Origin of the sequence: Stenotrophomonas sp. S41, from assembly GCF_016624625.1 — a bacterium.
Taxonomy (GTDB): Bacteria; Pseudomonadota; Gammaproteobacteria; order Xanthomonadales; family Xanthomonadaceae; genus Stenotrophomonas.
Genome location: NZ_JACVTV010000024.1, coordinates 1 through 20,990, shown reverse-complemented (window position 1 = coordinate 20,990; position 20,990 = coordinate 1). Strand labels below are relative to the sequence as shown.

22 protein-coding genes and 1 pseudogene are annotated in these 20,990 nt (G+C 67.1%); 16 read left to right on the top strand and 7 right to left on the bottom strand.

Going from position 1 to position 20,990, the window contains the following annotated elements; genetic code table 11:
* Positions 1-106 precede the first annotated feature (106 nt).
* Positions 107-412, top strand: coding sequence for a hypothetical protein (locus IAE56_RS07605; protein WP_325167178.1), 306 nt, complete (start codon positions 107-109; stop codon positions 410-412).
* 102 nt (positions 413-514) lie between these two features.
* On the opposite strand, the gene IAE56_RS07600 is transcribed toward IAE56_RS07605, so the two are convergent.
* Entirely contained in the window at positions 515-2,542 is a 2,028-nt protein-coding gene (locus tag IAE56_RS07600; protein ID WP_164074029.1) for a sodium-translocating pyrophosphatase, read from the bottom strand.
* A 294-nt stretch (positions 2,543-2,836) separates the two neighbouring features.
* Here IAE56_RS07600 and IAE56_RS07595 point away from each other — a divergent pair, with 294 nt between their 5' ends.
* A complete protein-coding gene (locus IAE56_RS07595) occupies positions 2,837-3,340 on the top strand; it encodes a hypothetical protein (RefSeq protein ID WP_200752092.1) in 504 nt (167 codons plus the stop codon).
* Positions 3,341-3,458: 118 nt separating this feature from the next.
* Here the strand turns inward: IAE56_RS07595 and IAE56_RS07590 are convergent, their stop codons facing one another.
* Entirely contained in the window at positions 3,459-3,851 is a 393-nt protein-coding gene (locus IAE56_RS07590; protein ID WP_200752091.1) for a DUF488 family protein, read from the bottom strand.
* A 28-nt stretch (positions 3,852-3,879) separates the two neighbouring features.
* Positions 3,880-5,136, bottom strand: a complete 1,257-nt coding sequence (locus IAE56_RS07585; protein WP_108769902.1) for a 6-phosphofructokinase — start codon at positions 5,134-5,136, stop codon at positions 3,880-3,882.
* Between the two features lie 136 nt (positions 5,137-5,272).
* Between IAE56_RS07585 and IAE56_RS07580 the strand changes: the two genes are divergently transcribed.
* From IAE56_RS07580 to IAE56_RS07570, 3 genes are all read left to right on the top strand, one after another.
* Positions 5,273-5,836: an adenylate kinase gene (locus IAE56_RS07580; RefSeq protein ID WP_079223114.1), complete on the top strand. Its 564-nt coding sequence runs from the start codon at positions 5,273-5,275 to the stop codon at positions 5,834-5,836.
* A 330-nt stretch (positions 5,837-6,166) separates the two neighbouring features.
* The gene (gene mpl / locus IAE56_RS07575) at positions 6,167-7,531 is read left to right on the top strand and encodes a UDP-N-acetylmuramate:L-alanyl-gamma-D-glutamyl-meso-diaminopimelate ligase (RefSeq protein ID WP_108769901.1); all 1,365 of its coding nucleotides are present in this window, start codon (positions 6,167-6,169) and stop codon (positions 7,529-7,531) included.
* A complete protein-coding gene (locus IAE56_RS07570) occupies positions 7,528-8,106 on the top strand; it encodes an LON peptidase substrate-binding domain-containing protein (protein ID WP_200752090.1) in 579 nt (192 codons plus the stop codon). The genes mpl and IAE56_RS07570 overlap by 4 nt, the downstream gene beginning before the upstream one ends.
* Positions 8,107-8,256: 150 nt before the next feature.
* Here the strand turns inward: IAE56_RS07570 and IAE56_RS07565 are convergent, their stop codons facing one another.
* Complete coding sequence (locus IAE56_RS07565) at positions 8,257-10,251, bottom strand: bifunctional DedA family/phosphatase PAP2 family protein (RefSeq protein ID WP_200752089.1); 1,995 nt, start codon at positions 10,249-10,251, stop codon at positions 8,257-8,259.
* A gap of 85 nt (positions 10,252-10,336) precedes the next feature.
* Between IAE56_RS07565 and IAE56_RS07560 the strand changes: the two genes are divergently transcribed.
* The 6 genes from IAE56_RS07560 to IAE56_RS07535 all read left to right on the top strand — a co-directional run bounded on the left by IAE56_RS07560 (position 10,337) and on the right by IAE56_RS07535 (position 13,498).
* The gene (locus IAE56_RS07560) at positions 10,337-10,999 is read left to right on the top strand and encodes a serine/threonine-protein kinase (protein ID WP_200752088.1); all 663 of its coding nucleotides are present in this window, start codon (positions 10,337-10,339) and stop codon (positions 10,997-10,999) included.
* A complete protein-coding gene (locus IAE56_RS07555; protein ID WP_200752087.1) occupies positions 10,996-11,502 on the top strand; it encodes a DUF2867 domain-containing protein in 507 nt (168 codons plus the stop codon). The genes IAE56_RS07560 and IAE56_RS07555 overlap by 4 nt, the downstream gene beginning before the upstream one ends.
* 122 nt (positions 11,503-11,624) lie before the next feature.
* Positions 11,625-12,110, top strand: coding sequence for a hypothetical protein (locus IAE56_RS07550; protein WP_200752086.1), 486 nt, complete (start codon positions 11,625-11,627; stop codon positions 12,108-12,110).
* A gap of 74 nt (positions 12,111-12,184) precedes the next feature.
* A complete protein-coding gene (locus IAE56_RS07545; RefSeq protein WP_200752085.1) occupies positions 12,185-12,733 on the top strand; it encodes a hypothetical protein in 549 nt (182 codons plus the stop codon).
* A gap of 4 nt (positions 12,734-12,737) precedes the next feature.
* Positions 12,738-13,064: a hypothetical protein gene (locus tag IAE56_RS07540; protein WP_200752084.1), complete on the top strand. Its 327-nt coding sequence runs from the start codon at positions 12,738-12,740 to the stop codon at positions 13,062-13,064.
* 71 nt (positions 13,065-13,135) lie between these two features.
* Entirely contained in the window at positions 13,136-13,498 is a 363-nt protein-coding gene (locus IAE56_RS07535) for a DUF4288 domain-containing protein (RefSeq protein ID WP_200752083.1), read from the top strand.
* Between the two features lie 198 nt (positions 13,499-13,696).
* On the opposite strand, the gene IAE56_RS07530 is transcribed toward IAE56_RS07535, so the two are convergent.
* Entirely contained in the window at positions 13,697-14,377 is a 681-nt protein-coding gene (locus IAE56_RS07530) for a hypothetical protein (protein WP_200752082.1), read from the bottom strand.
* A gap of 107 nt (positions 14,378-14,484) precedes the next feature.
* On the opposite strand from IAE56_RS07530, the gene IAE56_RS07525 reads away from it, so the two are divergent.
* The 3 genes from IAE56_RS07525 (at position 14,485) to IAE56_RS07515 (ending at position 17,387) form a co-directional block, all read left to right on the top strand.
* The gene (locus IAE56_RS07525) at positions 14,485-15,303 is read left to right on the top strand and encodes an NAD(P)-dependent oxidoreductase (protein ID WP_164074017.1); all 819 of its coding nucleotides are present in this window, start codon (positions 14,485-14,487) and stop codon (positions 15,301-15,303) included.
* A 110-nt stretch (positions 15,304-15,413) separates the two neighbouring features.
* Positions 15,414-16,403 (top strand): YiiG family protein, encoded by a 990-nt coding sequence (locus IAE56_RS07520; protein ID WP_234455951.1) that lies wholly within the window; start codon positions 15,414-15,416, stop codon positions 16,401-16,403.
* Positions 16,404-16,436: 33 nt separating this feature from the next.
* Entirely contained in the window at positions 16,437-17,387 is a 951-nt protein-coding gene (locus IAE56_RS07515) for a YiiG family protein (protein WP_200752080.1), read from the top strand.
* Between the two features lie 137 nt (positions 17,388-17,524).
* Here IAE56_RS07515 and IAE56_RS07510 read toward each other — a convergent pair.
* A pseudogene (locus IAE56_RS07510) lies at positions 17,525-18,396 on the bottom strand (ion transporter).
* 63 nt (positions 18,397-18,459) lie between these two features.
* On the opposite strand from IAE56_RS07510, the gene IAE56_RS07505 reads away from it, so the two are divergent.
* Positions 18,460-19,686 carry an acetylornithine transaminase gene (locus tag IAE56_RS07505; RefSeq protein ID WP_200752079.1) on the top strand — a complete coding sequence of 409 codons (1,227 nt, stop codon included), beginning with the start codon at positions 18,460-18,462 and terminating at the stop codon, positions 19,684-19,686.
* Positions 19,687-19,755: 69 nt separating this feature from the next.
* On the opposite strand, the gene IAE56_RS07500 is transcribed toward IAE56_RS07505, so the two are convergent.
* Positions 19,756-20,358, bottom strand: a complete 603-nt coding sequence (locus tag IAE56_RS07500) for an HAD-IA family hydrolase (protein WP_200752078.1) — start codon at positions 20,356-20,358, stop codon at positions 19,756-19,758.
* A gap of 122 nt (positions 20,359-20,480) precedes the next feature.
* On the opposite strand from IAE56_RS07500, the gene azu reads away from it, so the two are divergent.
* Positions 20,481-20,930, top strand: coding sequence for an azurin (azu, locus tag IAE56_RS07495; protein WP_200752077.1), 450 nt, complete (start codon positions 20,481-20,483; stop codon positions 20,928-20,930).
* Positions 20,931-20,990 lie beyond the last annotated feature (60 nt).

Genomic DNA, 20,990 nt, shown 5'->3' with positions numbered 1-20,990 from the left:
AGCGGGGTCGGCAACGGGGTCGGATCCCTTTCCGCAGGAAAGGGCTCCGACCCCAGCGGGAATCGCTATCATCGACACGACCGTCAATGGATGACCGGAGGCTGCAGTGACAACACGGACCCTGCGGGTGCTTGCCTGGTGCAGCGTGGTCTTCGCCGCCTGCGTGGCCTTTGTCTCGCTGGCACCGTTCACGGCCGCCGTCATCTTTACCTGGCCGCTGCTGGTGTTTGCTGCGTTCTGCATCTGGCGTGGCGCGCGCCTGCCCGGCGTGCTCTGCGCGTGGCTGGCGTCGCTGGCCTTCATCTCCAGCCCACACAGCACCTATGACGGGTGGGATACGCCCATCTACGTGTGCTGGGGAATTGCCGTGGTGGTGATTGTCGCCCTGCGGATGCGGGGTTCCAGGCCGTAGAGTCGAGCTTGCTCGACTGCTCTTGCGGTGCAGGCCAAAAGCAGTCGAGCAAGCTCGACTCTACGGGGCGTGGCGACAACCCCCTCCACGCATGGCGTGGATCTACAGCAGCGGCACCAGCAGCAGCGCCACGATGTTGATGATCTTGATCAGCGGATTGATCGCCGGGCCGGCGGTGTCCTTGTACGGGTCGCCGACGGTGTCGCCGGTCACCGCGGCCTTGTGCGCCTCGCTGCCCTTGCCGCCAAAGTGGCCATCCTCGATGTACTTCTTGGCGTTGTCCCAGGCACCGCCGCCGGTGGTCATCGAAATGGCCACGAACAGGCCGGTGACGATGGTGCCGATCAGCAGGCCACCCAGCGCGCGTGGTCCCAGCAGCAGGCCCACCACCACCGGCACGGCCACCGGCAGCAGCGAAGGCACGATCATTTCGCGGATGGCCGAGCGGGTCAGCATGTCCACGGCCTTGTCGTACTGCGGCTTGCCGGTGCCCTGCATGATGCCGGGGATCTCGCGGAACTGGCGCCGCACTTCCTCCACCACCGCACCGGCCGCACGGCCGACCGCTTCCATCGCCATCGCGCCGAACAGGTAGGGAATCAGGCCGCCGATCAGCAGGCCGATGATCACCGTGTGGTCGCTGAGGTCGAAGCGGAATTCCTGGCCGGGGTTGGCCGCCTGCAGGTTATGGGTGTAGTCGGCGAACAGCACCAGCGCGGCCAGCGCTGCCGAACCGATCGCATAGCCCTTGGTCACCGCCTTGGTCGTATTGCCCACGGCGTCCAGCGGATCGGTGATGTCGCGGATGTCCGAAGGCAGCTCGGCCATTTCGGCGATGCCGCCAGCGTTGTCGGTGATCGGGCCGTACGCATCCAGCGCCACGATCATGCCGGCCATCGACAGCATCGCGGTCGCGGCGATGGCGATGCCGTACAGGCCGGCCAGCGCATACGCCCCCCAGATCGCCGCACACACCGCCACCACCGGCAGCGCGGTGGACTTCATCGAGATGCCCAGGCCGGCGATGATGTTGGTGCCGTGGCCGGTGGTCGAGGCCTGCGCCACATGCTGCACCGGCTTGTACTGGGTGCCGGTGTAGTACTCGGTGATCCACACGATCAGGCCGGTCAGCACCAGGCCGATCAGCGCGCAGCCGTACAGCGCCAGCGGGCCATGCACGTTGTCGCTCATCAGCCCGGTGGTGATCGGATAGAACGCGATCGCCGCCAGCACGCCGGAGACGATCACGCCCTTGTACAGCGCGCCCATGATCGAGCCGCCCGGCTTCACCTTCACGAACAGCGCGCCGATGATCGAGGCGATGATCGACACCCCGCCCAGCACCAGCGGGTACAGCACCGCATTGGCACCGGCCTCGCTCAGCATCAGGCTGCCCAGCAGCATCGTGGCGATGACGGTGACCGCATAGGTTTCGAACAGATCGGCGGCCATGCCGGCGCAGTCGCCCACGTTGTCACCGACGTTGTCGGCGATCACCGCCGGGTTGCGCGGGTCGTCCTCGGGGATGCCGGCTTCCACCTTGCCCACCAGGTCGGCGCCGACGTCGGCACCCTTGGTGAAGATGCCGCCGCCGAGGCGGGCGAAAATCGAGATCAGCGAGGAGCCGAAGGCCAGGCCGACCAGCGCGTGCAGCGCCTGTTCCATCGGCAGCCCCATGCGCAGCAGCAGTGCGTAGTAGCCGGCCACGCCCAGCAGGCCGAGGCCGACCACCAGCATGCCGGTGATGGCGCCGCCGCGGAACGCCACGTCCATCGCCGCGCTGATGCCGTTGCGCGCGGCCTCGGCGGTGCGCACGTTGGCGCGTACCGAGACGTTCATGCCGATGTAGCCGGCCGCGCCGGACAGCACCGCGCCGACCGCGAAACCAATGGCCGTGTACCAGCTGAGGAACACGCCGACCAGCACGAACAGCACCACGCCGGCCACGCCGATGGTTAGGTACTGGCGGTTGAGGTAGGCGCGCGCGCCTTCCTGGATCGCGGTGGCGATCGCGATCATGCGTTCATTGCCGGTGGGTTGGCGCAGGATCCAGCGCGCCGAGATGATCCCGTAGAGGATCGCGAGAATGGCGCAGCCCAGCGCCAGTGACAGCCCATGACGTTCCAGCATCAGACCCCTCCGCAGAATGGATGGTGAGCATCCAGTGGCGATGAACGGCACCACGAGGGGGACGACGGGTTGCAGCCTGGAACCAACCCGTGCCGACCGAAACGGTCGTCCGACGTATGGCGGTGTTCAGCATTCCCTGGTGCCCGCAGTATGCGTCCCGGCCCCCGTAGAGTCGAGCTTGCTCGACTGGCATGCCCCGGCGAGCGCAGCGGCATGCTTTGAGAGCCACAGACCCTTTGCACCCCGTTAAGCCACCCTCTGCAAGCCTGCGCACAGTCCTGACGGAGATTCCCCATGCGCCTGTCCCTGCTGATGTTTGCCGCCCTGGTCCCGGCCTTGCCGGCCCTGGCTGCGGAAACCCCCGAACTGCAGCGGGCGGTCGGCGCCCCCCAGGCCGTAGGTGCGGTGCATACGCTGCGGCAGATTCCCGAGGCCTGTGCACGCCTGGAAGGCGTGTTCACCGGCCAGGCCGCCGAGCCGTACCGCTTCTCCGCCGTGCGCACCAGCGAGCAGTGCCAGCCGCGTGCGCGCTTCGTCGATTACGCCAAGGCACAGCCCAGTGCCGACAAGGGCTGGAAGCTCAACGACGTGATCCGCGTGCCGAATGCCGCCTGCCCGGCACAGCAGGCGGTGGTGCGGGTGTGGCGCCTGCCGGTCAACAACACCCAGGCGCTGGATGGCCAGGGCCAGTCGCGCATCTATCTGGAAGAAGCGAAGAAGCAGGCGGCCGCCGGCAAGATCCCGCAGGTGACGATGTTCGCCGCGCAGCTGCAGGTGGAAGGCAAGGCCTGTAATTGATACGGGTGGGTGCCGACCTTGGGTCGGCACCGATGACGGAACCTGCCCGGTGGGTGCCGACCGTTGGTCGGCACCGATGTCGCATCCACGCATGGCGTGGATCTACCGCAGCGCGCCATCATCCCTCGGCCAGCTTCGCTCCGCGTGCCACCAGCAGCTCGCGCAGCGCCTTGCGATGGCAATGCGCCTCCTCTTCGCAGTAGCAGCCCACGGCGATGTCGCTGTGCTGCGACAGTGCCGCCAGCAGATCCAGCGCATGGGCGGCCTCGGGCGCTTTCATCTCGGCCTTGAAGTGGCGGAAGAAGGCCTTCCAGTCCGCCGCAGTCTTCGCCCCGTGCGCCAGCTTCACCAGCGCCGGGCTGGGCGACAGCGTCGGGAACCACACGTCATACCAATCCTGGCGGGCGAACTCGCTGCGCGGCACGCCCCGTGGCGGCCGCCGCACCGTGCCGATGCGCAGGCCCTCGCCGGGCGCGCGCGGGCTGCCGAGTCGAACAACGCGCAGTGCCATCGCCTTCCTCCCTCGCCCCGACCGTGGCTCAGCCCTCGAACGCGGGCAGCTTCTGCTTCACCGCCACGTTCTTCAGGGTGACGTACTTCGGCAGGCCGTCAGCACCGTAGGGCAGGGGGGCTTCGCCCTTGATCAGCGGCGACAGGTAGGCACGTGCCTTGGCGGTGATGCCGAAACCATCGCGGCGGATGAAGCCGGCCGGCATCTTCTTCTCGTGGTTGGCGATCTTCGCCAGCGGTGCGGCCTCGATCTTCCAGCGGTAGGGCGCGTCGCTGCTGCGCACGATCACCGGCATCACCCCGTTCTGGCCCTTCAGCGCCAGCTGCACGGCGGCCTTGCCCACCGCCTGCGCCTGTTCCCAGTCTGTCTTGCTGGCCAGGTGCCGGGCCGAGCGCTGCAGGTAGTCGGGCAGGGCCCAGTGCACCTTCAGGCCCAGCTGGTCCTTGACCCGGCCGGCCAGATGCGCGGCGACGCCGCCCAGCTGCGAATGGCCGAAGGAATCCTTGCCACCACCGGCATCGGCGACGAAGCGGCCATCGGCGGTGGCGATGCCCTCGGAGGCCACGACCACGCAGTAGCCGACGCGCTCGACCACGGCCTTGACCTTGGCCAGGAAGGTCGCCTCGTCATAGGCACGCTCGGGCAGCAGGATGATGTGCGGAGCCTCGTCCTCGCCATTGCCCGCCAGGCCCGCGGCGGCGGCCAGCCAACCGGCGTGGCGGCCCATCGCCTCGTAGATGAAGACGCGGGTGGAGGTCTCGGCCATCGCTGCCACGTCCAGCGCGGCCTCGCGCACCGAGACCGCGGTGTACTTGGCCGCCGAGCCGAAACCCGGGCAGGTGTCGGTCACGGCCAAATCGTTGTCGATGGTCTTGGGCACGCCGATGCAGGTCAGGTCGTAGCCGGACGCCTTGGCCAGCAGCGACACCTTCAGCGCGGTATCGGCCGAATCGTTGCCGCCGTTGTAGAGGAACCAGCGCACGTCGTGGGCGCGCAGCACCTCCAGCAGGCGGTCGTAACGGGCACGGTCGGCCTCCAGCGATTTCAGCTTGACCCGGCACGAACCGAAGGCGCCGCCCGGGGTGTGGGCGAGGGCGCGGATGGCGGCGGCACTCTCCTTGCTGGTGTCGATCAGCTCCTCGCGGAGGGCGCCAAGGATGCCGTTGCGGGCGGCCAGGACCTTGATGCCCTTGGCGCGGGCCTGCTCGATGACCGCCGCCGCGGTGGCGTTGATGACCGCCGTGACGCCGCCGGACTGGGCGTAGAGGAGGGTGCCGTTGCGCATGCTTCTACCTGCTCGGTGAGGGGGACATTGCAGAGACATTACCCGTATGCGCTAAAGTGGCGCTATTGCGGTGCAGCGATACCGGTCCGTCCGGGGCGCGAACCTTCTTTGTTTTCAACACGTTGGAGTCAGGTCAATGCGATTGGTTCTGTTGGGACCGCCCGGTTCGGGCAAGGGGACGCAGGCGACGCGCCTGAAGGAAAAGCTGGGCATCGCCCATATTTCGACCGGTGACATGCTGCGCGCGGAAATCGCCGCGGGCTCGGAGCTGGGCAAGCAGGCCAAGGCGGTGATGGATGCCGGCAACCTGGTGTCCGATGACATCCTGCTGGGCATGCTGGAGTCGCGCCTGACCCAGGCCGATGTCGCCAAGGGCTTCATCCTGGACGGCTACCCGCGCAACGTGGCCCAGGCCAATGCGATGGACGGCCTGCTGGCCAAGATCGGCCAGCCGCTGGACGCCGTGGTGCAGCTGGACGTGGCCACCGAGCTGCTGGTCGAGCGCATCGCCGGCCGCGCGCAGGAACAGGGCCGCGCCGACGACAACCCGGAAGCGGTGCGCCAGCGCCTGCAGGTCTACAACGACCAGACCGCCCCGGTGGTCGACTTCTACGCCGGCCGTGGCACCCTGGCCCGCGTCGATGGCGTCGGTGACCTGGACGAGATCGAAGCCCGCATCCTGGCGGCGATCAAGGGCTGATGGCGGTTGGCCGGCCCTGCGCCGGCCGCCGTGCAGCGACAACGAAACAGGCCTGATCCTCGCGGACCAGGCCTGTTTCGTTTCATAGGTGCCAGCGATGAGCTTGCTCAGGGCTCCGCAGCATGAGCTCCCTTGGGGATGGCCTCTTGGGGAGTAGGACCGGTTCGGGTACTACGGCTGGCTTCCAGAATTGTGTACGGGTTCACATACCTGCGCTATCAGGAATTCCCTGACAGACGATTGGACTTTTCTCACAAGCGGTGTAGGAGTTGTCTGACCCCGCTGCCGACAATGGCCCTATACAGCCGTGATCGGTCACAATCCCCGGTCATGAGCAGCGTACATATCCTTGCAATCGCCGGCACCTTCATGGGTGGCGTGGCCGCCCTGGCGCGGGAACTGGGCCATACGGTCAGTGGCAGCGACCAGGCCATCTATCCGCCGATGTCCACCCAGCTCGAGCAGCTGGGCATCGTCCTGGACCAGGGCTACCGTGCCGACAGCGTGCCACCGGGCACCGCCGAGGTGGTGATCGGCAACGCCCTGTCGCGCGGCAACCCGGCCGTGGAAGCCGTGCTCGATGCCGGCCAGCGCTACATCTCCGGTGCCCAGTGGCTGTCCGAGCAGGTGCTGCCGGGCCGCGACACGCTGGCCGTGGCCGGCACCCATGGCAAGACCACCACCACCACCATCCTGACCTGGCTGCTGGAAAGCGCCGGGCGTTCGCCGGGCTTCCTGATCGGTGGCGTGGCCGAGGATTTCGGCGTCTCCGCCCGCCTGGGCCAAGGCCGCGAGTTCGTGGTCGAGGCCGATGAGTACGACACCGCCTTCTTCGACAAGCGCAGCAAGTTCGTGCACTACCGGCCGCTGGTGGCCATCCTCAACAACCTCGAATACGACCACGCCGACATCTTCCCGGACGTGGAAGCCATCGAGCGCCAGTTCCACCACCTGGTACGCACCGTGCCCGCGCGCGGCCGCCTGATCGTCAATGGCGAGGACGCGCACCTGGCCAAGGTGCTGCAGATGGGCTGCTGGACCCCGGTCGAGCGCTTCGGTTTCGACCCGTCGCTGGAATGGCATGCCGAGCTGCTGGCCGCCGATGGCAGCGCCTTCCGCGTGCATCACCGTGGGCAGGCGCTGGGTGATGTGCACTGGTCGCTGCTGGGCCGCCACAACGTGCTCAACGGCTTGGCCGCGCTGGCCGCCGTGCATGCGGTGGGCGTGGCCCCGGCCGAGGTGATCCCCGCGCTGGCCCGCTTCCGCAGCGTCAAGCGCCGCATGGAAGTGATCGGCAGCCATGACGGCATCACCGTCTACGATGATTTCGCCCACCACCCCACGGCGATCGCGACCACGCTGGACGGCCTGCGCGCCAAGGTCGGCGACGCGCGTATCGTGGTGGCGATGGAACCGCGCAGCAACTCGATGCGGCTGGGCGCACACGCCCAGGCGCTGGCACCGTCGCTGGCGCTGGCCGACGAAGTGGTGTTCCTGCATCGGCCGGAACTGGCCTGGGATGCCGCTTCGGTGATCGCCGCCGTGCGTGGCCAGGCCCATGCCGTGCCCGATACCGATGCGCTGCTGGCACAGCTGCAGTCCAGCGTGCGCAGCGGTGACCACGTGGTGTTCATGTCCAACGGTGGCTTCGACGGCGCGCCGCGCCGCTTCCTCGCCGCCCTGCAGGCCCGATGAGCACCGACGTTTCGCTGCCGCTGTTTCCGCTGCACACCACGCTGGTGCCCGGCGCGGCGGTTGGCCTGCGCGTGTTCGAGCGCCGCTACCTGGACCTGGTGCGCGACACCGGCCGCAGCGGCGAGGGCTTCGGTGTCTGCCTGATCCTGGAGGGGCAGGAAGTAGGGGAGCCGGCCATCCCGGCGGCCTACGGCGTGCAGGTCCGCATCGAGGACTTCGATGTCGGCGCCGATGGCGTGCTGCAGCTGCGCCTGCGCGGCACCCGGCGTTTCCATGTCGAGCGTACCCGCGTGCGCGACAACGGCCTGGTCGTGGCCGATGTGCGCTGGTGCGAGGAAGATCCCGATGACGAACTGAAGCCGCAGCATGCGCTGCTGGCCACGGTGCTGGGGCACATCATCGAACAGGCGGGTGAAGCCTACGCGCCGGCCAACCCGGCGTTGCTGGACCAGGCCAGCTGGGTCGGCTGGCGGCTGGCCGAACTGCTGCCGCTGGGTGAGCAGCAGCGGTTGCAGCTGCTGCAGATGGACGACCCGCACCAGCGGTTGCAGCAGTTGCTGGGGTGGATGCCGTAAGCAGCCATCCACGCGTGGCGTGGATCTACGCCGCGGGGGGGGGGGCCCCCCCGGCCCCCCCCCCCCCCGGGCCCCCGGGCCCCCCCCCCGGCGGATGCATCACGTTGACGTCCACGTTCCGGTAGCGCCGGGCCATGCCCGGCGCATCCATCACGGCTGCGTCTTCAACCGCAGCACCGGCAGCCCGGTTTCGGCGTGCACGTCCTCGTGCTGCGGCATGTCCCGCACGGCGTCCTTCACCGCGTTGAACGCGGGGTCGATGCCGCGCACCGGGTGCCACATGCCGATCCACTCGAAGTGGCGCTCGTAGCGCAGGCTCTGCGCGCTGCCCAGCCACAGCGGCACGTTGCCCGGCTGCAGCTGGCCCGGTGCCGGCCACAGGCGCAGCACATAGCGCTCATCCGGCTTGGCACCCTGGCGCACCATCAACAGCGCTTCCACGCGCGTTTCCAGCGTGGCCGGCAGCACCGGCAGTTCGTCGGCGCCGGTGTTCTTGTCCAGCATCAGCAGGGCTTCTTCCCAGCCGGCCTGCGCCTGCACGGTCCAGCCACGCGCTTCCAGCTGCGCCTGCAGCGGTGCCAGCGGGCCGGCCACCTGCACATCCAGCGGCCAGCGCTGGTCATCGTCGAACTCATTGCGGCGCGCCGGCAGCTTGGCCCAGTCGTGCTGCCACCAGGCCTGCATGTCCATGGCCACCGGTGCCGGCAGGGTCGGTTCGAAGCGTTCCAGCTTCACCGGGATGTTGCGCGGCGCGTACCACATCGCCGCCACTGCGAAGACGCCGTAGAACAGCCACGCCACCGGCTTCACCCAGAACGAGCGGTTGAAGCGGCGGCGGTAGGCGATGCCCAGCACCAGCAGCCAGAACGTGCCGAACAGCATCCCGCCGATGACGTCGCTCAGCCAGTGCGCGCCCAGGTACAGGCGCGAGAAGCCGATCAGGCTGACCACGATGCCCGACACCAGGTACGGCCAGACGCGGGTGCGGCCGGGCATTTCGCGGGCGATCAGCACCGCGAAGAAGCCGAAGGTGATGGTGGCCATGGTCACCGACACCGAGGGGAAGCCGAAGCCGCTGCTGGCATCGACCGGGCGCACCACGTCCACGGTGGTGCCCAGCAGCTTGGTCAGGGCCAAGCCGAAGGCCAGTGCGGCCAGCCAGTGCGCGGCCGCCATCCAGCGCCGGCGCCAGACGAGGTAGCCCATCGCCGCCGCAGTGGCCGGCATCAGCACCTGCCACGCGCCCAGCGAGGCCAGTGCGGCCATCGGGTAGTCGGCCAACGGGTTGCGCAGGGCCAGCATGGCCTGGTGCACCAGCAGGTCGATGGCCAGCGGTTCGCCATGGGCGACCACCACGGTCAGCAGCGCGAACCAGCCCCAGCCCAGCAACAGCAGCATCAGCGCCAGCATCGCCAGCGGCACCGATTCACGGCGCTTCGGATCGAGCACGCCGACCGTGTAGCGGCCCAGCGTGGGGTGGCGGTTGGACCAGTCCAGCAGGCGCGCCAGCCAGTGGTCCATGCGCGCGGCCGACCAGCGGTAGCCGTACAGCACGATGGCCCAGACCAGGCCGAGGATGACCACCAGCAGGCCGACCACCACGACCAGGCGCCCGGCAACCGCGGCGACGGCGTCATAGGCTTCGCCGAGGATCCAGCCTGGCGCCAGGAACAGCACCGCCCACGACAGGCTGGCGATGCCGCTGGCCTGCACGTAGCGGCTGGCCGGCATCTTCAGCATGCCGGCGATGGCGGGCACGAACGGCCGGATGGCGCCGACATAGCGCGCGATCAGGATGCTCTTGAAGGCATTGCGGCGGAACAGGTTCTCGCCGCGGTCCAGCAGCTGCGGATAGCGGCTGAACGGCCAGACCCCGCGCAGGCGGTCGCCCCAGCGGCGGCCGATCCAGTAACTGATGCCATCACCGGCAAACGCACCCAGCGCCGCCGCGGCCACGGCATACGGCCCGGAGATCTGCCCCAGGCCGATGAACACGCCCACCGCGAACAGCAGGGGCAGCGCCGGCACGATGGCGCCGAGAATGATGACCGCATCGCAGAAGGCGATCAGAAAAATAACCGCGCCCGCGAGTACGGGATGGGCGGCAATCCACGCGAGGGTGGCGTCGATCCATGAAGAGTCCATTGCCCGATTATAGAGGCGTGAAGGTGACTGGTTCCCAGCGGCTTGGTGACCGTTTGCAACCAGCGCCATCGCCTAGAATGGGCGCATGCCGCACTCGACCGACGCTCCAACGCATGCCCTGAAGGCCGACAGCTTCGGCCGCATCCTGCTTGTGCAGGGGCCGCAGGGCCCCTTCGTACGCCGCGACCTGGGCGCAACGCCGCTGTGGCTGCGCGTGCCGGCGTGGTGGCTGGCACGCTGCGAAGCACGCGCGCTGCGACATATCGAGGGCATGGCCGACGTGCCGCAGCTGCTGGACTGGGATGGCCGCCATCTCGACCGCAGCTTCATGGCCGGCGATGCCATGTACCAGCGTCCGCCGCGGGGCGACCTGGCCTGGTTCCGTGCCGCGCGGCGCCTGCTGCAGCAGCTGCACCGGCGCGGTGTGGCCCATAACGACCTGGCCAAGGAAGCCAACTGGCTGGTGACCGAGGACGGCCGCCCGGCGCTGATCGACTTCCAGCTGGCGGTGATCGGCAACCCGCGCTCGCGCTGGATGCGCCTGCTGGCCCGCGAAGACCTGCGCCACCTGCTCAAGCACAAGCGCATGTACTGCCGCGAGTCGCTCACCCCGGTGGAGAAGCGCGTGCTCAAGCGCACCTCCTGGGTGCGCGAGCTGTGGTTCGCCACCGGCAAGCCGGTCTACCGCTTCGTCACCCGCCGCATCCTGCATTGGGAAGACAACGAAGGGCAGGGGCCGAAGCCGTGACCGCCGCGCAGGTGGTGACCGCGCCGCCGAGTGCGGCCAGCGTGCTGCGCGCGCAGCTGCCCGGCGCCAGCTTCGTGCACGCCTGCCAGGCCAGCACCCGGCGCGATGGCCGCAGCGCGCTGCAGGCCTATAGGGACATGGCCGCGACCATCCCCGGCTGGTTCGATGGCCTGATGGCGCTGCGCAACCGCGGCATGCGCCTGCTCGGCATGAAGGACCTGGGCTCGTTGCGCGCGGTGCAGGAGACCATCGCACCGCGACCGGGCCAGCGGCTGGGCATCTTCACCCTGCAGTCGCTGGATGAGGACGCCATCGTGCTGGAGGACAACGACCGCCACCTGCGTGTGCAGCTGGCGCTGCAGTGGCAGGGCGACGTGCTGGAAGTGGCCACCATCGTGCATACCCACAACGCGTTTGGGCGGGTGTACATGCTGCCGGTGGCGCCGGTGCATCGATGGATCGTACCGCACCTTCTGAAGAAGCAGGTGCAGGCCTACGACTGAAGACGGGATCTGTTGCGAAGCGTCGAGCCGGCCCGCGTGGTGCGGGTGCGCATGCGGACGCAAGGGGATGGCGTGAATCAATTCATTGTCTGGCAGGGCCGCGCGGCCCAGGAGGGGGAGGGGTGTCAGTCCGTGCAAAGCAGAAGTGGGACATCGGAAGCGTCTTTCTGCTTCCGCTTGAGGATGGTGATTTGTGTGTTGGCCAGGTCATCGGGCGTGAGGCGCACGTTTTGAATAGTGCGGTGATCGCTCTATTTGATTTCAAAGGCGCTTGGGCCGGTGGGGACATCCCCCCTCTGGGCCTGGATGCACTGTTTTCGGCCGTTTTTGTAACCCGCGATCTGCTGGATTCGGGTCGTTGGAAGGTGGTCGATCTTCGCGATACAGGGGGCGTGGTCGACGCGGCCCCCTATGAGACGCTGCGCAGGAGCGGATTCATTGGCGCCAGAATTCGAGGCTCGGGGATCGTGGAAGAGTTTGCAAATGCCTTCTATGGTCTTGCGCCTTGGGATGATTGGTATGTGCCGGACTATCTTGATGCCTTTCTGCTTTCGGCGGAAAAGAAGCCGACTGATCGTCTTGTGTACTCGGGAAGGCACCCGCTATAGATGAAGGGGGTGCCTGTGCATCGTTTGCTGAATGACTCATCAAGGAAGATCACATGAGGGGGCGCGTATGGATCATGGCCGTTGTGCTGTGCGGAGTGTTGATTGCCTGCAAGGGCAGTAGCCATGACAACGTTGCTGCCGCGCCCGTTGACCGCTGCGCGCATCGCATGTCGGTTGGGGCCTGTGTGGTCTCCGCGGTCGAGTTGTTCTCTGCTCCAGATGCATTTGAAGGGCGCAGCGTCTCGGTCGTTCTCTTCCATCCTGGTCATGGTGCCAAGGTTCTGTTCGCAAGCCGCGATTCCGCAGAGATCAACGACCTGGCTTCAGCCATCGTTTTTTCCAGGGGGGCGGACGAGCAGGAGCCGTTGCTTGAAGCGGGCTACTATCGCGTCGAGGCCATCTTCCAGCGCTCGCCGAAGATCGTTGTCGGTGACGGCGTTGTTCCCGAGCATGTCGTCGCTGGAAGATTCGCAGGCCTGGAAAATGTGGAGCGGTTGCGAACGCTCACAGGCATGCGTGAATTCTGTGCCGAGTACAAAGACTGTTCGATCTCCTACTCGGATGGCGTCCTGCCGATACCTCGGATAGGCCCTGCAATCAATTCATCTGGGCATCAGGAATAAAGTAATGGTGATTGATTTTCTGGTTCTCTCAGCGCCCGTTGCCGTTGTTTTCAATTTCATATATCTGGTCGAGCTCAGGGTGTTCCTTGCAAGGCTGCGGTTGGAGCTGCCGGACGCGTGGCGCAATATGGGGTCGCCGACTCTGGGCTACGCGTCGCGTAGTGTTGTCATTCCTCTTGTGCTGGGGGAATTGAAGCAGTTCGCGTTGCTTTCTTCGACGCAGCGAGCGCGTGCCAGGCGTTTGCGGGCTTACGTTACGGTCTTGTTTCCCTACTACATCGTCTGGATTCTGCTGGTGCTGTTCCGGAGAGAGTTGGGGTTGATTGGATAGCGCTGGATGATGCGGGCCTCTCGCGGCCCGACGCGCTGATTTCCGCATCAGGCAATTGATTGGGGTGATCCATGTGGTACTGCGCGCACGCCATTTTTTACTACGAATGCGAAGGGCAGGACTCGATTCTTGTCCATGAGAACGTCTATCTCCTCAGTGCGGATAGCGAAGAGCAAGCTCTCGACAATGCGAAAGCGCTTGCCTCTGACTATGAGGATCTGAGCGGCCGCCTGATGGGTGAAGACGGTAGACCGTCCCTCTATCGATTCGCCGGAATCCGCAAGCTGATATCAGTAGAGACTGATGAGGACACTGCCGAGGGACGCCTGCACTCCGGTGTGGAGGTTACGTACTCTGTCATGGCGGTGGATACGTTGGATCAGGTGAGACGTCTTGCCCGTGGTGATGCCATCGAGGTTCTGTACCAGGAGTAGAGTCGAGCTTGCCCGACTGAAGGGCCAGGAGTAGAGCCGAGCCTGCTCGACTGAGGCGCCAGGAGCAGTCGAGCAAGCTCGACTCTACGGCAGGTGCCACGTCTTGCCTGTCGCCGGGCATGGCCCGGCGCTACCTCAAGGGCACGCTCCGGATCGGTAGCGCCGGGCCATGCCCGGCGGGTACGCAACGTTATGGCATCACGGCGCCGCCGGCACCACCTGCTGGCCGATGAAATTGCGCTTGTCGTCGAAGTCATAACCGATCTGCAGCTGGCCGACATCCGCACAGGCATGGCAGTCGCGCAGCGGCGTGCGGTACAGCAGGCGGATGCCGCCGCCATCGAGCGGTGCCGTGCCTGCTGCCTGTGCGGGCGCGAACGGCGTGGCCTGCGGATGCGCGGCCAGCACGGCCTGTACGCCCGGGTCGGCGCGGAGGGTGTCGTCCAGCTGCACCGCGTCGACATCGATGCGCTTGCCACCGGCATCCACCAGGCGCGTGCCTTCATTGGTGTTGGCGCGGAACGGATACTCCACCGTGGCCACGCCCAGGCCATCGTGTTCATGCCAGGCCGTCACGTAGGCCAACTCACCGCCGGTGGACAGCTGGTCTGCAGCGGCCACGGCATCGGCGCTGGCGCCGGCGGACTTCATCGTCTCGGCCAGGCACTCGCGCGTTGCGCTGTTCTCACCCTGGCGGCAGGCGTTGAGGTCGCCATCCCAGACCACCGACTCGCTCCAGCGCAGTGAGCCATCGGCGGCCTTGTTGGCGGCGGGCGCATCACCCGTGGCAGGTTCGGTGCCGGGTTCCGGCGCACGGCCCTGGCAGGCGGTGAGCAGGGCCAGGCCCAGGGCAGGCAGCAGCAGACGGGAACGGCGCATGGCGTGTACCTCGTGCGTGTGACCGGGGGGGCCAGTATCGTCAACGCGCGGTGAACTCCGCGTCGGCGCGGCATACTAGCGGCTCATTGTACGCTGGAGTGTGGAACGTGGGCAGTCTGCAGGGCAAAACCCTTTTCATCACCGGTGCCTCGCGTGGCATCGGCCTGGCCATCGCACTGCGCGCGGCGCGCGACGGCGCCAACGTGGCCATCGCCGCGAAGTCGTCGGTGCCCAACCCGAAGCTGCCGGGCACCATCCACAGCGCCGCCGAAGCCGTGACCGCGGCCGGCGGCCAGGGCCTCGCCCTGAAGTGCGACATCCGCGAAGAGGACCAGGTGAAGGCCGCCGTGGCCGCGACGGTGGATACCTTCGGTGGCATCGACATCCTCATCAACAACGCCAGCGCGATCTGGCTGCGCGGCGCGCTGGATACGCCGATGAAGCGGTTCGACCTGATGCAGCAGGTCAATTCGCGCGGCAGTTTCCTGTGCGCGCAGGCGTGCCTGCCGTACCTGCTGCAGGCGCCCAATCCGCACATCCTCACCCTGGCCCCGCCGCCCAGCCTGGAACCGAAGTGGTGGGGCCCGCATACCGGCTACACGCTGGCCAAGATGGGCATGAGCTTCGTCACCCTGGGCCTGGCTGCGGAGTTCGGCCCGCAGGGCGTGGCGGTCAATGCGCTGTGGCCGCGCACCGTCATCGCCACCGATGCGATCAACATGATCCCCGGCGTCGATGCGGCGGGCTGCCGTACGCCGCAGATCATGGCCGATGCCGCGCATGCGGTACTGGTGCGCGAGGCCGCCGGTTTCCATGGCCGCTTCCTGATCGATGACGAGGTGTTGGGCGAAGCCGGGGTGACCGATCTGTCCGGGTACGCCGTGGACGCGTCGCGTCCGCTGCTGCCGGACCTGTTCCTGGATTGATCGGCGGCGCGTGCTTCTGAGGCAGTGGTCAAGGATGGCCACTGCCCGGGTTGGGTAGAATGGGTGGCTGGAATCGTTTTCATCAACTCTCTCAACAAGGAAGTTTCTCTATGCGACCGATGCTTCGTGCGGCCACCCTGGCTGCTTCGCTGTCCCTTGTCCTGGCCGCCTGTGGTGGCAAGCCTGCGGCCCCGGCCGATGCCGCCGACACTGCAGGCAAGGGCGAGACCGCCGCCGTCGACACCGACAGCGACCAGGCCCTGATGGGCAAGCTCAACGGCTACATCGAGTGCTACAACGATGTGGACCGCAAGATCCACGCGGGCATCGGCCCGTACACGGTGTGGATGAAGGACCCCAAGGCCGGCCCGACCGGTCGCGAGCAACGCCCGATCGGTCCGCCGGACCTGACCGCCAGCGACCTCAAAGGCTGCGACAAGACGCTGCCGGAAGCCATCGCCGCGCAGCCGTCGCTGCCGGAGCTGGACAAGGCCGCGCAGGGCTATCTCGATGCACTGCATGCACTGCAGCCGATCACCCACGAAGCGGCCGACTACTACCAGCGTGATGACTACGAAGACGATGGCTTCGCGCGCGGCAAGGCGCTGCATGCGCCGTTGATGTCTGCATTCGGTACCTTCGTCGAAGCCAGCAGCGTGTTCAGCGACGCGCTGGATGCCGAGAACGATCGCCTGCAGGATTCGCAGCTGGCCAAGGTGGAAGCGCAGGAAGGCCGCACCCGCAATTTCTACCGCCTGGCGATCATGCGCGATGCCAAGGCGCTGATGGACCTGATGGCTGAAGACAGCTTCGACGTGGCCGAAGCGCGCCGGCGCCTGGATGCGTTCAACGCGATCTCCGACGAGGCCCATGCCAAGGTGGCCGAGCAGGAGCCGGGCAAGCTGGACTGGAACAGCTTCGAGCGCACCGCCGAGAATTTCCGCCGTGAGAGCAAGGAGCGCCTGAAGCGCGTTGCGGAGAAGACACCGTACAGCGATATCGAGCGGCGCATGCTGGACACCACCATGGCACCGCATGGCTCGCCGGGCAAGCTGATGCAGGAATACAACTCACTGGTATTCCAGAGCAACCGCCAATAAGGCGGTGCTCTTTTTTTTCTGCAAGGAACTGAATTGAACGCTTCTGTACGTGTACTGCCGGTGCTGCTGCTGGGCGCCGTGGCCGGCCTGGTCGGCTGCAACAAATCCACCGGCCTGTCGCTGGCCGATCCCAGCCTGGCCAAGGTCAACGCCTACATCGAGTGCTACAACGGCGTCGAGCAGCCCATCCACGAGGGCTTCGAGACGTACACCGGCTGGATCAAGGATGTCGAGGCCGGCCCGACCGGCAAGGAAGCGCAGCCGCGTTCGCCGGGCAAGGTGCTGTCGCACCGCGTGGAGTACTGCGGCCAGCCGCTGACCGACGCGCTGGCGATGACACCGGCGATCCCGATGGATGCGCCGGTGCGTGATTACCAGCAGGCCTTCCAGGCCCTGTACGCGAAGATCGAGCAGGCCGATGGCTACTTCAGCCGCGAGGAGTTCCGTCGCGATGGCGGCGAAGGCATGCGCAGCCAGCACGCACCGCTGATGCAGGCCTATGCGGCCTTCTTCAAGGCCAGCGACGCACTGGACGTGGCGCTGGAAAAGAACGAGGAAGACCGCCGTGCCGCGCAGCTGAAGCAGATCGAAGAAAGCGAGGGTCGTTCGCCGGCGTACTACCACCTGCGTCTGGTGGGTGATGGCAAGCAGCTTGCGGTGGCCTTCCAGGATGAAAAGCCGGACGTCGCCGCGCTGCGCACGCGCCTGGCGGGTTACGAGGCGCTGGTGAAGGAAATGCAGGCCGCCGGCATCGGCAAGGACGACCCGATGTGGGGCCATGTGCAGCGCTCGGCCGACATGCTGATCCGCAAGGCCGGCCGTGGCATCGAACGCATCGAGCAGGGTAAGCCGATCAGCGCCGAGGGCCTGGCCGCCGAGCGCAAGGCTTCGGGCAGCTGGCTCACTTCGGCCCCGGAAGGCGCGCAGTCGGACATCCTGGACGCGTACAACGACCTGGTGACCACCAGCAATCGCATGCGTTGACGAGTACCGACTCTGGTGGGTGCTCATCCACGCATGGCGTGGATCTACTGACTCTGGTGGGTGCGGACCGTTGGTCCGCACTGTGCAGTTGCTCATCCACGCATGGCGTGGATCTACTGGGTCTGGACGGCGTGGATCTACTTGTTGAAGGTATCCGGCAGGGCACTGCCGCACCGGCGACAATGGCGCGCGTCGGGCTCGTGGCCTTCCAGCCCGCATTGCGGGCAGCCGCGTGCATCCCGGCGCGCGGCCATGTCGGCCTCGCGCATGGTGCTGGCCAGCTCGGCGGTGTAGATGCCGGTGGGCACGGCGATGATGCTGTAACCGATCAGGATCAGCACCGAGGTGACGAAGCGGCCGAGCACGGTCTGCGGCACGATGTCGCCGAAGCCGACCGTGGCCATGGTCACCACCGCCCAGTACATGCTGGCCGGGATGTTGCTGAACCCATGCGTCGGGCCCTCGATGATGTACACAGGGTGCCGGCGATGATCGTGATGGTGATGACCGTGAACAGGAACAGCAGGATCTTGCGCCGGCTGCGCCACAGCGACTGCAGCAGGACGCCGCTTTCCTCGATGTAGCGGGTCAGCTTGAGGATGCGGAACACCCGCAGCATGCGCAGTGCGCGCACCACCAGCAGGCTCTGCGCGCCGGGGATGAACAGCGACAGATAGGCCGGCAGGATCGACAGCAGGTCGATGATGCCCCAGATGCTGACCGCGTAGCGCAGCGGCCGCTTCACCACCGCCAGCCGCAGCAGGTACTCGATCGTGAACAGGGCGGTGAAGCCCCATTCGATGACGTACAGCCAGTCCGACCACGCCACGTGCAGGTGCTGCACGCTGTCGATCATCACCACCAGGATGCTGGCGATGATGGCCACCACCAGGATCAGGTCGAAATTGCGGGACGGCCGGGTGTCGTGGCGGTAGATGATGTCGAACCAGGTCCGGCGCCAGCCGGAAGCGGTGGCGGGGTTCAGCTGGGGGGCGGAAAACGGGCGCATCCGCACATTGTGCCGCAGGGGCTGGGGGGCGAGAATGGGGGTTCCTGAACCCACTCCACTGCCATGACCGCCGCTACCGATCCGTTGATCTCCCTGTCGCACTACTACCTGCCGGTGTACAAGCCCCGCCAGGTGGTGCTGGAGCGAGGCCAGGGCGCCCGCGTGTGGGACAGCCAGGGCCGCGAGTTCATCGACCTGGCCGCCGGCATTGCCGTGTGTGGCCTGGGTCATAACGACCCGGACCTGGTGGCCGCGCTGGTCGAGCAGGCCGGCAAGCTGTGGCACACCAGCAACGTGTTCTACAGCGCACCGCCGCTGCACCTGGCCGAGGAACTGGTGCAGGCCAGCCGCTTCGCCGAGCGCGTGTTCCTGTGCAATTCCGGCGCCGAAGCCAACGAAGTGGCGATCAAGATGGTCCGCAAGTGGGCCTCCAGCAAGGGTCGCCCGGCCGACAAGCGCGTCATCATCACCTTCCGCGGCAGCTTCCACGGCCGCACCATGGGCGCGGTGACCGCCACCGCCCAGCCGAAGTACCAGGAAGGTTACGAGCCGCTGCCCGGTGGTTTCCGCTACATCGACTTCAACGATGAAGTGCAGCTGGAAACCGCGATGGCCGCCGGCGACGTGGCCGCCGTCATGCTCGAGCCGGTGCAGGGCGAGGGCGGCGTGATGCCGGCCAAGTCCGGCTTCCTCAAGCGCGTGCGTGAGCTGTGCGACCAGCACGATGCCCTGCTGGTGCTGGACGAGATCCAGGCCGGCATGGGCCGCACCGGCACCCTGTTCGCGCACTGGCAGGATGACGTGGTGCCGGACATGGTCACCCTGGCCAAGGCCCTCGGCGGCGGCTTCCCGATCGGCGCGATGCTGGCCGGCCCGAAGGTGGCCGAAACCATGCAGTTCGGCGCCCACGGCACCACCTTCGGTGGCAACCCGCTGGCCGCGGCCGTCGCCCGCGTGGCCCTGCGCAAGCTGGCCTCGCCGGAGATCGCCGCCAACGTCAGCCGCCAGTCGAAGGCGCTGCGCGATGGCTTTGACCGCATCAGCGAAGAGTTCGGCGTGTTCAGTGGCGTGCGTGGCCGCGGCCTGATGCTGGGCGCGGTGCTGAGCCCGGCCTTCGCCGGCCAGGCCGGTGCCATCCTCGACCATGCTGCCGACCAGGGCCTGCTGACCCTGCAGGCCGGCCCGGACGTGCTGCGCTTCGTGCCGTCGCTGAACATCACCGACGAAGAAGTGGCCGAAGGCCTCAAGCGCCTGCGCGCGGCGGTTGCCGCGTTCGTGGCCGCGCGCTGATCCCGGCGCCGGGGTCGGATCCCTCTCCCACGGAGAGGGCTCTGACCCCGATCATGGCGCAGAGGGTGGTCACCGCACCGCGTAGCGCTTCAACACCTTCCCCAACCCACGCCCGTCGCGCACCGTCTCCGCGTGCAGGCCGGCGGCGCGTGCGCCGCGCACGTTGGCGAACAGGTCATCGACGAACAACGTGTGCGCAGGCGCAACCTGCAGCACCTCGAGCACGCGCTGGAACACCGCCGGCTGCGGTTTGCGCAGGCCGAAATCGGCACTGCAGAACACCCGCCCGTGCAGCGCAGGAAACAGGCCCGGCAGCAGCTGGGGCAGCGCCTGCACCATCAGCGCGCCATTGTTGGTCAGTACCGCCAGCGGCACCTGCAGGTGCTCCAGGCGCTGCAGCACCGCGTCCTGCGGATGGCTGGCGGCCTGGCGTGCGGCGGTCCAGGTCTGCGCATCCACGGTGTGGCCCAGCAGTTCGCCAAGGCGCGCCAGATAGGTCGTGCCATCCAGCGCGCCGCTGTCGTGTGCCGCTTCCAGCCCACTGTCATACAGCGCCGCCTGCACGGCATCGGCGCTCACCTCCAGCGCCTGCGCCAGATGCAGCACGCGCTGCGCGCGCTGGTACTGCACCAGCACGCCATCCACATCGAGCAGCAACAGGTCGATCCGCATGGCCTGAGCATGCCATCGCCGTGGAAGCGCGAACACCCTGCCGTGCGCATGCGACAGACGGTCGCAGCCGGTGGCGCATGGCCCTGCCTAGAATGGTCGGTGAACCCGCAGGAGACGCAACGATGAAGGCTTGGATGGTGGCAGTGGGACTGGGTGCGCTGATGCTGGCGCCGTCAGCGATGGCACGCGTGTGTGCGGTGAGCATCGACAGCACCGACCAGATGAGCTTCAGCACGCGCCAGATCAAGGTGGCCGCCGATTGCAGCGAAGTGGACCTGACCCTGCGCCACACCGGCAAGCTGGCGGCCACGGCGATGGGCCACAACTGGGTGCTGACCCGCACGGCCGACTACCAGCCGGTGGCGATGGCCGGCATGCGCATGACCCTGGCCGACAGCTACCTGCCCAAGGCCGACAAGCGCGTTCTGGCGCACACCAAGGTGATCGGCGGCGGCGAAACCGCGCGCGTGCGTTTCTCGACCAAGGGCCTGCAGAAGGGCGGCGATTACACCTTCTTCTGCTCGTTCCCCGGCCACTTCGCGATGATGAAGGGCAGCTTCATCTTCGGTTGAAAAAAGGGGACGGAGGGGATCAAGTCGTTTGTGCACAAACGACTTGATCCCCGCCGTCCC